9 protein-coding genes and 1 tRNA gene are annotated in these 13,628 nt (G+C 62.4%); 3 read left to right on the forward strand and 7 right to left on the reverse strand.

Translation table 11 applies throughout. The features are described 5' to 3' along the window. Window positions 1–63 precede the first annotated feature (63 nt). The 3 genes from E9677_RS02630 to E9677_RS02640 form a co-directional block, all read right to left on the reverse strand. Entirely contained in the window at window positions 64–267 is a 204-nt protein-coding gene (locus E9677_RS02630) for a hypothetical protein (RefSeq protein WP_136556535.1), read from the reverse strand. 455 nt (window positions 268–722) lie between these two features. Continuing rightward, window positions 723–799, reverse strand: a tRNA-His gene (locus E9677_RS02635). A gap of 163 nt (window positions 800–962) precedes the next feature. Then, window positions 963–1,403: a phasin gene (locus E9677_RS02640; protein ID WP_136556536.1), complete on the reverse strand. Its 441-nt coding sequence runs from the start codon at window positions 1,401–1,403 to the stop codon at window positions 963–965. Between the two features lie 248 nt (window positions 1,404–1,651). On the opposite strand from E9677_RS02640, the gene E9677_RS02645 reads away from it, so the two are divergent. Then, window positions 1,652–5,335: an ATP-binding protein gene (locus E9677_RS02645; protein ID WP_136556537.1), complete on the forward strand. Its 3,684-nt coding sequence runs from the start codon at window positions 1,652–1,654 to the stop codon at window positions 5,333–5,335. 21 nt (window positions 5,336–5,356) lie between these two features. Here the strand turns inward: E9677_RS02645 and E9677_RS02650 are convergent, their stop codons facing one another. Genes E9677_RS02650 through E9677_RS02660 form a run of 3 tightly spaced genes read right to left on the reverse strand, consistent with a single transcriptional unit; the run spans window position 5,357 to window position 8,601 of the window. Next, window positions 5,357–6,376, reverse strand: a complete 1,020-nt coding sequence (locus E9677_RS02650) for a sensor histidine kinase (protein WP_136556538.1) — start codon at window positions 6,374–6,376, stop codon at window positions 5,357–5,359. Then, complete coding sequence (locus E9677_RS02655) at window positions 6,373–7,071, reverse strand: response regulator transcription factor (protein WP_136556539.1); 699 nt, start codon at window positions 7,069–7,071, stop codon at window positions 6,373–6,375. Before E9677_RS02655 ends, E9677_RS02650 begins: the two co-directional genes overlap by 4 nt. Before the next feature lie 48 nt (window positions 7,072–7,119). Further along, window positions 7,120–8,601, reverse strand: coding sequence for a DUF4153 domain-containing protein (locus E9677_RS02660; RefSeq protein WP_235882839.1), 1,482 nt, complete (start codon window positions 8,599–8,601; stop codon window positions 7,120–7,122). Between the two features lie 339 nt (window positions 8,602–8,940). Here E9677_RS02660 and E9677_RS02665 point away from each other — a divergent pair, with 339 nt between their 5' ends. Next, complete coding sequence (locus E9677_RS02665) at window positions 8,941–9,582, forward strand: LysE family translocator (protein WP_136556540.1); 642 nt, start codon at window positions 8,941–8,943, stop codon at window positions 9,580–9,582. Between the two features lie 204 nt (window positions 9,583–9,786). Beyond that, complete coding sequence (locus tag E9677_RS02670; protein WP_136557170.1) at window positions 9,787–11,361, forward strand: ABC transporter permease; 1,575 nt, start codon at window positions 9,787–9,789, stop codon at window positions 11,359–11,361. 241 nt (window positions 11,362–11,602) lie between these two features. Here the strand turns inward: E9677_RS02670 and E9677_RS02675 are convergent, their stop codons facing one another. Further along, the gene (locus E9677_RS02675; protein WP_136556541.1) at window positions 11,603–13,555 is read right to left on the reverse strand and encodes an acetoacetate--CoA ligase; all 1,953 of its coding nucleotides are present in this window, start codon (window positions 13,553–13,555) and stop codon (window positions 11,603–11,605) included. Between the last annotated feature and the right edge of the window lie 73 nt (window positions 13,556–13,628).

Raw genomic sequence — 13,628 nt, forward strand, 5'->3', positions numbered from 1 at the left:
TAATTTTTCTGCATGGCGGGCAACCGAGGGGCACTCCAGCCTGTGAATACAGGTGCGTAGCCATCAGTTTGCATCAATAAGGCCGTTCAAACCGCGACTCAGGTCAGATGGTGAAAGATTGGCAACTTTCCTGACAACATTGGCAAGTTCGTATGCTTTCTTACCTGCTGATCTAGCGGCATCCTCAATATCGAATGGATTGTTTTCGAAGTGCTGTGCGTATCGGGCCTGGGCAGCCAACGCCTCACACTCGTTCAGGAAGTTCATGAGTCGATACGCTAGTTTTGGATCGATCGATTCCCAATTTATATCAGCCGGTTACGCCAGAGGCTCGGGCAGAGTTATGCCGAGGGGGTCTTTGGTCTGAGCATAGTGCGCGGCTGCCGCTTTAAGCGCCTCTGCACAACTTATCGCATACGCATCAAGGGTGACTGCGACCCTGATACAAAGATAAGCTTTTTCCCGTTTTGACCGAGTATATGTTCGAGTTAAGTCACCAATCCACGTCAAAAGTGATGACGCAAATGCAGATATCACGCCCGTTCCGATGATGGCGAGTATGATCTCTTTCGTGCTCCAGATCGAGTCGTCAGGCAATATTTCACCCTAGGCTACATGCCAAGACCGGCATGGAATTGAAGGAACGCCACGCCGAAAAAGGTCTCTGAAACTCAGACGCTCCTGAAAGCTCAATGATTATGAGTACTTATCAGGGAGAGAAATGGTACGGTTGGGGGGAATTGAACCTCCGACCTCAGGTGCCACAAACCTGCGCTCTAACCAACTGAGCTACAACCGCACATGACCGCGTCGCTGACGCCGTCGAGGGGTCACATACGAGCAGATGGATTTTTTTTCAAGCCCTTTCTGCGCATCGCGTGAAAAGGCTCGGGATAGAAAAAAGGCCGGGCTAGACGCCCGGCCCAAGATCCTTGGGAGGATTGACTGGTCGCGTCGCGCGATCAGGCGACCTTCAGCGAGGTCATGACCTTTTCAGCGGCTTCCTTGCCCGGCTTCGTCACGGTCTCGGTCACCTTCTTGGCGGTTTCCTGAATGGACTTGGCGTGCTCGATCGTCACTTCGGCCTGCTTGCGGATGAAAGCAGTCTGCAGTTCGACGAGTTCGGCAACCGACTTCACGCCGAGGAGCGCTTCCATATGGGACAGCGAAAGTTCGGCATTGGTGCGCATGGCGTCGATGGCCTTGAGGCCGAGTTCGACCGTGCCGGCCTGGGCCGTCTGGACAGTCGCTTCCACGGTCTTCGTGGCTTCTTCGGTCGCGGTCTTCATCTTGGCATAGGCTTCCTTCGACTGGGCTGCGCCCTTTTCGGCGAAGTCACGGAAGCTTTCCTGCATCTTCGAAGGGTCGAATGTCGAGAAAGAGAACATATCCTTGGTATTCATGATGCATTTCCTCTTGTCACGGGATCCTTGGTGACCCCTCATGTTTCGTTCATGAACCCCATATAGCACCTGTTATTGTGCATTGCAATATCATTGTGCACTGCACAATTAGATTTTCTGCATGTTGATAATCCAGCCGGATTAACCTTATCGACCGAAAGGCGTCCCATTTTCTGGACCCAAGGGCACTGCCTAGCTATTAAAAATCTGTTAATTTACTCGCAGGCCATGAAGTGCAGGTCCCCAATATGCCCGCTCAATATCCGTTCATCGACGTCGCAGTGCACGACCTCATCCGCCCGCGCCTTGCGCGTGGCGAAGCGCTCGTGCTGTTTGCGCCGGGACTGGAGCGGGTGCTCTGGTGCAATGGCGCAGGCGCGCGCTTCTTCGGGGCTGCCTCGATCTACGACTTCCTGGAGGATGGCCCTCAGCGCGGCGACATTACCTTCCGGCAGATCGAGACGGCGGCGCGGCAGCTGGCCAATGTCGGTGACAGCCGCAACCTGATGCTGCGCATCACGTCCGGCTTCCAGAAAGTGCCTGTCACGGCGGCTGCGGAATGTATCGAGGTGCGCCGCGGCGAACCGGTGATCCTGCTCGCCGTACCCCCGATCAAGCCGTCCAGCGGAAACGTGCGCCAACTCGCTCTCGACCTGATGAGCGGTTTCGACGATCCGGACACGCATATGGCCGTGCTCGATGGCGAAGGCAGCGTCGTTGCGAATTCCGAGGGTTTCCCCGGCCTCGGCATGACGCCGCAGACTGCCCGCATGCTGGTCAATTTCGTCGACGCGGATGCCGATCGGCTGGTCAAGCGGCCGATCCCGACCGCGCTCGGCCAGCTGCCAGCGGCTATCGGCAAGATTTCGGATGAGCCGGCCCTGTACTTGCTCTTCGCGGTCGAGACCATTCTCGGCCAGATGGATCCGAGTGACGATTTTGCCGAGGAAGACGATGCCGATCTGCCCACGGCTATCGCGGAGCCCGTTCGTTCCGACGACACGGTCGAGGACGTGATCGATACCGAGGCGGCTGCCTCAGAGCCCGAATTGGCGATCGAAGGCGAGGACATGCCCTCGTCCGCTGCTCCGTTCGAAAGCGTGATTGCGGCGATCGGCGACATCGAAGAGATCGAGCCGGAGACGGACGAACTGAACGAAAGCGACGACGTCGAGGAGACGCCGGTCGTCGAGGTTGTCGAAGCGGATGAAGATCTGACCGAGGCTGATCTCATCCCGGCTATGGACGAACACGAACTCGTCGTCGAGACGGCCATGACAGGGATCGAGGAGACACCGGCCGAAGAGGCAACGGTCGCCGAGGATGAACCGGTCGCTGCAGTGGCGGCTCCTCTTCCGACGCCAGAGATCGCTTCGACGGCCGAGCGCTTCGTCTTCAGCCAGGACCGCCGCGCGACCCGCTTCGTCTGGAAGATCGACGCCGAAGGCCGTTTCAGCGAGGTCTCCTCCGAATTCGCCCAGGCCGTCGGGCCGCGGGCGGCCGATATCAACGGCGTTGCCTTCTCCGACTTGGCAGCCCTCTTCAACCTCGATCCGGAAGGCAAGATCGGCGATCTCCTGAAGAAGCGGGATACCTGGTCCGGCAAGACGATCTATTGGCCGGTCGAAGGCACGCGGCTGGTCGTCCCGGTCGATCTCGCGGCGCTTCCGACCTATACCCGCAATCGCGACTTCGATGGTTTCCGCGGGTTTGGCATCGTGCGGGTCGCCGACGCGCTAGAGGACCCGGACGCGATCGGCATGACCTTCGTGCGCGAAGAGCCGATCGTTGAAGACCTGACCGAGCCAGAGATGAAAATCACCAGCGATCCCGACGAGGATCTGGTCGAGTTCCTGACCGAGCTCAGCGAAGGCGAGAGCCATCCGCCGGAAGACTTTGTCGAAGAACAGATCGCCGAGACCGGCGAGGATGTACTCGACGCAATGCTGCATCCCGACGAGGACGAAGCTGAGGCGCCTGACTTGGAAGCCGAGGCCAGCGATTTTGCACCTGTCGCCGACGAGGATGCGCCCGCGCCGCAGCCGGCCGGCTTCGAGCCGCCGGTGCTGCGGATCATGGAGCCGCACAAGCCGAGCCTGCCCGACAAGGTCGTGCAGTTGCAGGATCATCGCGCTCGCCAGCGCGACGCTCTGACGCCGGGTGAACAGGCGGCTTTCCAGGAGATCGCGCGCAAGCTCGACCCGCTTGGCCTGCGCGCCAAGGTCGAACAATCACTCACGCCATCCGAGCCGCCCGTGCTGCGGACCGAAACCCTCACGCCTGCCCCCAAGGCACAGGAACCAGTGGAACCCGCGTCCCCGGTTGAAGCCGTCGAGCCGCCTGCATCGCAGCCGGGTTTCGAGGTCACCCTGCCGGAACTGCCGAGCGAACGTCCGGCCGGCAAACGAGAACGCAGCCTGACCGCCGAGATCGTAGACCTGATGCCGGTCGCCCTGCTCGTGCATGTCGGTGACAGACTGATCCATGCCAATCCGGAATTCTTCAGCCTGACGGGCTACAAGACGCTCGGCGAGCTCGATGAGGCCGGCGGCCTCGACACGCTCATCCAGCGGCAGGATCTCGAAACCCCCGGCGACGAAGCGGGACAGGTCGTCGCCCTTTGCGCCGACGACCTGTTGCTGCCGGTGACGGCACGCCTGCAATCGGTGCGCTTCGAGGAGACGAGTGCGCTGATGCTGGCGCTGATCGCTCAGCCGCAAGAACTTCCCCGTCAGGAAATCTCGCCGGAGCCTCCGGCTGCCGTGCCGGCCCCGGTCACGACGCCGGCCCAGGCCTCCGAGCTCGCCCGCCTCAAGGTGGAAGCCGAGGAACTGCGCTCCATCTTGGAAACCGCGACCGACGGCGTCGTGATCCTCGATTCAGACGGCGACATCCGGTCGATGAACCGGGCTGCGAGCGCGCTGTTCAACTTCGACGACATGGAGACGCGCGGCAAACCCTTCGTCATGCTGTTTGCCCATGAAAGCCAGAAGTCGATCCTCGACTATCTCAACGGGCTCTCGGGCCATGGCGTCGCCAGCGTGCTCAACGACGGGCGCGAAGTGATCGGTCGCGAAGCCTCCGGCGGCTTTCTGCCGATGTTCATGACGATCGGGAAGCTCAATTCCTCGAACGGATATTGCGCCGTTATCCGCGACATCACCCAGTGGAAGCGGACCGAGGAGGAGTTGCGCAACGCCAAGCGCGCGGCCGAAACGGCGAATGCCCACAAGACCGACTTCCTCGCCCGCGTCAGCCACGAGATCCGCACGCCGCTCAACGCGATCATCGGCTTTGCCGACATGATGGCAAACGAGCATTTCGGGCCCGTCGGTCATCCGCGCTACGGCGAATATGCCCATGACATCGTGCGCTCGGGCCGACACGTGCTCGACATCGTCAACGACCTGCTCGATATCTCCAAGATCGAAGCCGGAGAAATGGAGCTCGACTTCTCCTCCGTCGGGTTGAACGAGATGGTGCAGGCGGCGGTCTCGATCGTGCAGCCGCAGGCGAACGGCCAGCGGGTGATCATCCGGACTGCGCTCTCGCAGGCCGTGCCGAATGTCGTGGCCGACGGGCGCTCGATCAAGCAGATCGTGCTCAACATTCTCGCCAATGCGATCCGCTTTACGCCCTCGGGCGGACAGATCATCGTTTCCACGGCCTATGAGCCGAACGGCAGCGTGGTGCTCCGCATCCGCGATACCGGTGTGGGCATGTCACGCAGCGAGCTCGAGCAGGCGATGAAACCCTTCCGTCAGGTCTCGACCGGCACGCCGCGCAGCCGGGGCGACGGCACCGGTCTCGGCCTGCCGCTGACCAAGGCCATGGTCGATGCCAACCGGGCACAGTTCGCCATCTCCTCGACGCCGAACGAAGGCACTCTGGTCGAGGTGATGTTCCCCTCTCCGCGCGTGCTGGCTGATTGACGCCAGCGTGACGGCGGGGCCTCAGGCCTCCCGCGGCATGCTGATATCGAAAGCGGCGCCGGATCGGTGACTGCGATCGAGGCGGATGGAAGCGCCATGCGCCGCGAGCACCGCTTCGACGATCCTCAACCCCATGCCCGTGCCTCCTTCTGCCGCGCGCGTGGTGTAGAAGGGGCGGAAGGCCGCATCCGCAACGTCAGGGGAAATGCCAGAACCGTCGTCTTCGACACGGAGGCGCAGGGCGTCCGGGCCTTCCTCGATCGTGATATTCAGCTGCGTCGCGCCATGCTGAAGCGCGTTTTCCGCCAGGTTCTGGAGGGTGATGGTGGCGGCCTCTGCGGGCAGAGGGATCGACCGCGACCAGTCCCCTTCGCGGATCAGGCGCAGCCCCGGAAACCGGGCCGCGATCACCGTCATCGCCGAAGACAGTTCTGATTTGCCGGGGGCCACCGGTGCCTCGGCCTGGGCCAGTTCCCGCAGACGGATCAAGAGTCGGTCGAGGCGACGGGCGTCGGATACGATGTTGTCGAGGAAGCGCCGTCGCTGCGCCGGGGTCATCGACTCCCCTTCACTTTCGGCTTCCCGGAGCAATTCCGCAGCGCCGGCAATGGCAGTGAGTGGCGATTTCAGCTCGTGCGAGACATGCGTCGCGAAGGTGCGGACATAATCCGTGCGCTCCACGAGGTCGCCGGCGAGATCGAAGATGCCCTGGGCCAAGGTCGCGACTTCCCGTGTACCGTAGCTTTCCAGCGGCCGGATCGCGTCGCGTCCATCTGCCGCGATCTCCCGGCTGCGCGCCACCAGCGCGTCGAGCGGCGCCTTGATGGCGCGGACCAGCACGAAGCCGATGATCACGGTGAAGGCGAGCACCACGCAAAGTGCGCCCAATTCCGTGCTGCTGAGCGGCTTGACCGTGATCGCTGCCGGGCGGAACCAGGCGAGCAGGAGAACGGGAAGTGCGAGGACCGTCAGGAGCAGTGAATAGATGACCAGCGCCAGTGGCGGTCGCCATTTCGGCACTATGACCAGCCGGTCTCTCATGACGCCATGCCCGCCTGGTGAAAGCGGAAGCCGACCCCGTGCACCGTCGTGACAACAGGCTCGCGGGAGACTTCGGCGAACTTCGCGCGAATATTGCGGATATGGCTGTCGATGGTGCGGTCCGAGACGTGAACGCCCGGATGGTAGGCCGCCTGCATCAGCTGTTCGCGGGTGAAGACCATGGTCGGCCGGCTCATCAGGGCGTCGAGGATCGCGAATTCGAGTGCGGTCAACTGAAGCGAATGCGCGGCCAAGGCTACGGAACGGGCGGCGCGGTCCAGGACTACGTCTCCCACGGAAAGCACGCCCGCCTGGTCGCCCGGCATCGCGCCGGCACCGGTCCGTTTTAGGATCGCGCGGATACGTGCCACCAATTCACGCGGGCTGAAGGGTTTCGTCACATAGTCGTCGCCGCCCATTTCCAGCCCGAGGATGCGGTCGATCTCCTCGTCGCGGGCCGAGAGGAAGAGGATCGGCAAGGCCGAGGTCTTGCGGATTTCCCGGCAGACCTCCAGGCCATCGATATCCGGCAGGCCGACATCCAGGACGACGAGATCGAGCCGGCCCCGGCGAAAGGCGGTGACGGCTTCGGTCCCGGACCGGGCGACCACAGGGCGCATGCCGGCACGCTCGATCGCAAAGCAGATCACGTCGCGGATATGCGGCTCATCGTCGACTACCAGTATCTGCTGCATGCGCCTCCCCTTGTCCCGCTCGGTCGCACCGGGCATGTTTTGCGTCTCTCAGTCCAGCGGCGCCGGTCCGGCGAGATGTTTTTCTAGCCTGTGCGCCCTCCATGTCCAACTGCGCCAGTCCTCAGATCGTATCTTGACTTCGAAGGCGAGGTCCCGCCGGATGTTGTACATCGTCAACAGCCTGAAATCAGGAAGTTGGCGAAACGATGCCCGGGCCAGATAGGTGTCCAGTGCCGGCAATGCGGCGGGGCCGAGGGATGCCAGATATTCGATATCGAGCCAGGCTCCGCCGCCATCGAGATCGCGAGAATGTTCCACATTGTAGCTTGCGATGATGCCTTCGATATTGGTGACGGCCACGCCATAGAGCACGACGAGCAGGCTTGCGGCGTTCATCGCAAAGAGCCAGGCATTACTCTTGTCGAACAGAATGCGCAGCAGGATCAGCGCCAGCCCTACCGCCACGAGCAGCATCCAAAGACCAGCGGCCACGCGCATGCCAGTCAGCGAATAGGCCGCGATATAGAGATCGAGCCGCAGGATGGCAGAGAGGCAAAGCAGGATGTTCTGTGCGATCCAGACATAGATCAGAACCCGGATCAGACGCGTATGCGCTCCGCCCTGCCCTCGGGGAATGGCGACCAGTACGAAGAGGGCGGCGAGAAGGGCCGTGATGACCAGCGGATAAGCGCCGCGATGGGCATATTCGGCGTGGGACATGCCCTCCGGCAGCTCCATGCCGCCCCACAGATAAGCCATGTCGAGCATGGTCTGGATGGCGAACAGCAGGTTGAATAGGATCAGCGCCCTGAAGAGGACCGGCTCGCTGATGACGGACGGCGGAACGAGCGCAATATCTTGGTTTGCGGAGCGGCGGCAGAAGCGCCGGGAGAGCTTCGGCCGAAGCAGAATCCAGACGAGCCCGGCCGTCATCAGCCAGAAGGAGAGGCGCTGCAGATCGATCAGATTCAAGATGGCTGCGAGATCGATCGCCTCAAGGGCGCGCTCGATCAGCGGATTTGCGCCCGCGAAGAGACCGACGAAAACCGCGCCCAGGATCAGCGGCAGAATCCAGAAGCGGAGTTCCGTTCCGATCCCGCGTGCCGTTACCGGGAGGGCTCGCGTCTGCATCAACCGCCCCGCGCCTTGGAAAGAGCGAGGCGGTATCTTGAGGACGAAACGCGCCAGGGTCGCAGGGATCGCCGTTGGGTCCTTCGGCAGAAGCCCTCCTGCTGCAAGGGCGAGGAGAACGAGGCCCAGTGACGCGAGGATCCACGAGGACAGCGTCGGCGCCTCGATCATCGGCAGAAGAGAGAGGATGGCCACGGATGCGACGCGGGCAGCGCTCGTCCGGTTTCGCGATGGCGCAATGAGCAGGAGGCTGGCGGCAACAAGGAGGCAGGTGAGGAAACGATTGAGGCCGGGCTCTTGCCCAAACATCAGGAGATCTGCTGCGAGCACCAGAACGAGCAGCAGGGGAAGCGCGATGTGCCGCGTCAATCGCTGGGCGGGGAGATTGCTGTTCGGCACATCGTGCTCCTGTGGTCGTTCCTTGGAAAATGGATGATCACGCCGGATGGCGCATCGCGGCGCTCGGCGTTCGGGTGTGCTTCGTCGACCAGCCACCAGCCCTCCTTGAGAAGGCTGGCCGGCAATGGAAGGACAGGCGATCGAGGGTGAGATATCGAGGTCATGGTGCGAAGATGCGCCGCGGCTTTGCAGATCCTGTGCAGACCGGGTGCAGGTTGCGAGGATTTTCGCGCGAGATGTCGGTGGACCGGCATGACCAAGCCGGTGGTCGCCGCTTGAATTCCGGTGATGCGGCATCTAGCCTGCCTCGGACATCACCTCGGCGAGACAGATTTCAGCATGGCAAGCTTCAGCATCCTCCTCGGCACCATGATCGCGATCGGTATCGGCGCCATGAGCCCCGGGCCGAGTTTCGTGCTGGTTTCGCGCATCTCGGTCAGCAATTCGCGCCTGCACGGGCTCGCCGCCGCCATCGGGATGGGGCTCGGCGGCGCCGTCTTCGCCGTTCTCGCGCTCGCGGGTCTCGTGGCGCTGCTGCAGCAGGTGGAGTGGCTCTATCTGGTGCTCAAATGTGCCGGCGGTCTCTATCTGTTCTATCTCGGCATAGCGATCTGGCGTGGCGCGCGCGAACCGCTGTCCGCGGCTTCGCCGGACGGGCGCGAGACACTTGCTGTTTCGCGTGCGCTTCTTCTCGGACTGGTCACACAGATCAGCAATCCCAAGACTGCTGTCGTCTATGCCAGCATTTTCGCCGCGCTCATGCCGCAGGATCCGCCGCTGGCATTGATGCTTGCCCTTCCTTGCGTGATCTTCTTCATCGAAGCCGGCTGGTACGCCATTGTCGCGATGGCCTTTTCGGCGCCTCGGTCGCAGCGGGCCTATCTCGGGGGCAAAGTCTGGGTGGACCGGCTGGCCGGCGCCGTGATCGGTGCGCTCGGCCTGCGGCTGATCGGGGAAAGCCTCACTGCCCTTCGCCGGTGAACGAAGGCGTGACGACAGCAGCGGTTTTCATCGCGGCGGCTTTCCGCTAGAGGAAAGCCTTTGCCGCTCCTCGCAAGGGCCGACCGCTTGTCCACTCGTCCTTATCCGGGCACAGCCCATCCTGTTTCGACCACCGGCACGCCGCTCAAAAAGCGGCCCGGCTATGCGACCGTGGCTGCGCTGATCACGGCCGCGATCGTCTTCATGCCGATCGCGGCGATCTTCGTCATCGGCTTCTCGGCGGATCCGGACAACTGGCAGCACATGATGACGAATGTCATCCCACGGGCGGGGATGCGCACCTTCTGGCTGCTGCTGTTTACCGGGCTGGTCACGGCCATCGTCGGGATCGGCTCCGCGTGGCTGGTCGCGTCCTGCGAATTTCCGCTGCGGCGGTTCCTGTCCCCGGCGCTCGTCCTGCCGCTCGCCATTCCCTCCTATCTCGCGGCCTATGCCTTCGGCGAGTTTCTCGATTTCACCGGTCCCGTGCAGACCGGATATCGGGCGCTGTTCGGCTTTACCTCCTCGCGCGACTACAGCTTCTTCGACGTGAAGTCGCTTTCAGGCGCCGTGCTGGTCATGTCGGCCGTGCTCTACCCTTACGTCTACCTCGCCTGCCGCTCGATGTTCCTGATGCAGGGGCGCGCCGCCGCCGACGTCGCCCGAACCCTTGGTTCGAGCCCCTTGCGCGTCTTTGCCCGCATCCAGGTGCCGATGGCGCGGCCGGCGATCATGATCGGGCTGACGCTGGTCATGATGGAAACGCTGAACGATATCGGAGCGGTCGAATATCTCGGCGTACAGACGCTGACCTTCTCGGTCTATGACACATGGCTGAACCGCGGCAGCTTGGCGGGTGCAGCCCAGATTGCCTGCTTCATGCTTGTCATCGTCGCAGGTCTCCTCATCGTCGAACGCATGGCCCGGCGGCGCCAGCGCTTCAGCAGCCACAAGACGACGGCCATCGTCACCGATGCGGTCAGGCTTCGGCTGTCGGGCGTGAAGGCGGCGCTCGCGACGCTGTTCTGCCTCGTACCGATCCTGGTCGGTTTCGTGGTGCCGGTTTTCGTGTTGGGCGGTTTTGCACTTCGACGGATGGAGGACTTCCTCGAGCCACGTCTGCTCGACGCCCTCTGGAATTCGACCCTGGTTTCCTCGGCTGCAGCCCTGATCACGGTGCTGCTCGCCTTCGTGCTGACCTATGCTGCACGTACGGGTCGCTCGCGTCTGGCCATGAGTGCCGGACGGCTCGCAGCGCTCGGCTACGGCATTCCCGGCACGGTGCTCGGCATCGGGGTTCTGATCCCGCTTGCGACATTCGACAATGCGCTGGACGGCGTGTTGCGGGAGAACCTCGGCATTTCGACGGGGCTCCTTCTGTCCGGCACGGGGTTTGCGATCGTCTATGCTTATACGGTGCGGTTCCTGACCATGGCGGAGGGCACGGTCGATGCCGGCTTCCAGAAACTTTCGCCCCATCTCGACATGGCAGCCCGCACCCTCGGGCGCTCGAGCCTGCAGACGCTCCGCCAGGTCCTCCTGCCCAATCTGCGACCTGCCGTGCTGACAGCGGCGCTCCTGGTCTTCATCGAGACGCTCAAGGAGCTTTCGGCGACGATCCTGCTGCGTCCCTTCAACTTCAACACGCTGGCCACTCTCGTCTACGAAGACGCCTCACGTGGCATGGCGCAGGACGCTTCGGTGGCAGCGATCATCATCATCGCAGCGGGTCTCATTCCGGTGATCCTGGTCTCGCGGTCTCTCGACGAAAAGCGCTGATCGAGCGGATAAAAAATAGGGCGGCCGAAGCCGCCCCAATCAATGCTGTCAAACTGGAGTGAAGGTACGATCGACATCGTGTCCGGGGCGTTTCCCGTCCTCGTCGCGTCTGATCGCGCATCTCCAAGTTGGTGACAGTCTTGCCGAATGCCAGTTAAGAGAACCTTACCCGCCACGCCCAGCAGCTACCCCACATTTGAGGTATTGCTCTGAAATTGCTGCCTTTCGGGACACTTTTCCGTCAGGAGCGCAATTGTTCGAGGTCGGCGAAAAGAGACAGGGCCTCCGGATTGGCGAGCGCTTCCTTGTTCTTCACCGGCCGGCCATGCACCACCTCGCGCACGGCGAGCTCGACGATCTTGCCGGATTTGGTGCGCGGGATATCCGCGACCTGGACGATCTTTGCCGGCACATGGCGCGGCGTGGCGCCGGTGCGGACTCTCGTCTTGATCTTCTTGTCGAGCTCTTCCGTCAGGCTGAGACCGGGGGCCAGTCTCACGAAGAGGACGACACGGACATCGTCGTCCCAGTCCTGACCGATGCAGAGGGCCTCGACCACTTCGTCCATCTGCTCGACCTGGTTGTAGATCTCGGCCGTGCCGATACGCACACCGCCGGGGTTGAGTGTCGCATCAGAGCGGCCGTGAATGACGATGCCGCCGTGCTCGGTCCATTCGGCGAAATCGCCGTGGCACCAGATGTTGTCGAAGCGCTCGAAATAGGCGGCGCGGTATTTGGCACCCTCGGGGTCGTTCCAGAACATCACAGGCATCGAGGGGAAAGCCTTGGTGCAGACGAGTTCGCCCTTTTCGCCGCGCACGGATTTGCCATCGTCATCCCAGACATCGATCGCCAGGCCGAGGCCGGGGCCCTGGATCTCCCCGCGCCATACGGGCTTCAGCGGATTGCCCAGCACGAAACAGGAAACGATGTCGGTGCCGCCGGAGATGGAGGCGAGCTGGATGTCGTCGCGGATGCCCTCATAGACGAAAGAGAAACCTTCCGGCGACAGCGGCGAGCCGGTCGAGGTCATCAGGCGCAGGCTCGAGAGGTCATGCGTGGTCTTGGGCGTCAGTCCGCCCTTGCGCACGGCGTCGATGTATTTTGCCGAGGTGCCGAAGATCGCGAACTTCTCGTCGGCGGCATAGTCGAAGAGGACATTTCCGTCGGGATAGAAGGGCGAGCCGTCATAAAGGCAGAGCGTCGCGCCACAGGCGAGGCCCGTGACCAGCCAATTCCACATCATCCAGCCGCAGGTGGTGAAATAGAAGAGCTTTTCCCCGGACTGAAGCCCGCAGTGGAAACGGTGTTCCTTGAGCTGCTGTAACAGGGTGCCGCCGGCCGAGTGGACGATGCATTTCGGCACGCCGGTCGTGCCGGATGAGAAGAGAATATAAATGGGATGCGAAAACGGCAGCCTGCGGTATTCGATGTCCTTTACGGAGAATTCCGCGATGAACTGGTCGAAGCTGCGGCCATCCGGCAGGCGCGCGAGAAGTGCGGCGGTGTCGCCCGCATAGGGAACCACTAGGACTGGAACATCGAGCTTCGCGGCAACGGTGACGATCTTGTCCGCCACGTCCTGGCGCTTGCCATTGTACCAATAGCCGTCGCAGGCGATGAAGAGCTTGGGCTCGATCTGGCCGAAGCGATCGAGCACGCCCTGGTCGCCGAAATCGGGCGAGCAGGAGGACCAGATGGCGCCGAGCGAGGTCGCTGCCAGCATCAGGGCCACGGTTTCCGGCATGTTCGGCATCATGGCCGCCACACGGTCGCCTTCGCCGATACCCATCGCAGCCAGGGCCTGTTGAAGGCGTGATACGGTGGCTGTCAGGCGCGACCAGGACCAGCGGTCCGACACCTTGTTCTCGCCGCGGAAGACCAGCGCATCACCCTCTCCCGCATGGGCCAGGAGATTTTCGGCGAAGTTGATCTGCGCCTGCGGGAAGAAGCGTGCCTTCAGCATATCGCCGTCATCGGCAAGTGCTGCGTCCCCCTTCTCTCCCACCACGCCACAATAGTCCCAGACTGCCGACCAGAAGGACGCGCGGTCTTCGACAGACCAGTCGTAGAACGCGTCATAGTCCGCAAAGCTGCGGCCCTCGCGGGTGGCGCACCACTCGATGAAATGGGTCAGGGGCTGCGACGCCTTGAAGGCGTCGGAGGGTGTCCAAAGGGGTACCTGTTCAGTCATTCCGCTCCTCCTCTTCTGTCCTTTCCTATAGCATACCGCAGTGCGATACAAAGCCGGGAAACCGGTGGACGGC

Origin of the sequence: Peteryoungia rhizophila (assembly GCF_004912145.1) — a bacterium.
Taxonomy (GTDB): Bacteria; Pseudomonadota; Alphaproteobacteria; order Rhizobiales; family Rhizobiaceae; genus Allorhizobium; species Allorhizobium rhizophilum.

Bases quoted from the DNA above. Each gene is read 5' to 3' on its own strand.
- E9677_RS02630 (WP_136556535.1), bottom strand. From the start codon at position 267: ATGAACTTCCTGAACGAGTGTGAGGCGTTGGCTGCCCAGGCCCGATAC.
- E9677_RS02640 (WP_136556536.1), bottom strand. From the start codon at position 1,403: ATGAATACCAAGGATATGTTCTCTTTCTCGACATTCGACCCTTCGAAG.
- E9677_RS02645 (WP_136556537.1), top strand. From the start codon at position 1,652: ATGCCCGCTCAATATCCGTTCATCGACGTCGCAGTGCACGACCTCATC.
- E9677_RS02650 (WP_136556538.1), bottom strand. From the start codon at position 6,376: ATGAGAGACCGGCTGGTCATAGTGCCGAAATGGCGACCGCCACTGGCG.
- E9677_RS02655 (WP_136556539.1), bottom strand. From the start codon at position 7,071: ATGCAGCAGATACTGGTAGTCGACGATGAGCCGCATATCCGCGACGTG.
- E9677_RS02665 (WP_136556540.1), top strand. From the start codon at position 8,941: ATGGCAAGCTTCAGCATCCTCCTCGGCACCATGATCGCGATCGGTATC.
- E9677_RS02670 (WP_136557170.1), top strand. From the start codon at position 9,787: ATGCCGATCGCGGCGATCTTCGTCATCGGCTTCTCGGCGGATCCGGAC.
- E9677_RS02675 (WP_136556541.1), bottom strand. From the start codon at position 13,555: ATGACTGAACAGGTACCCCTTTGGACACCCTCCGACGCCTTCAAGGCG.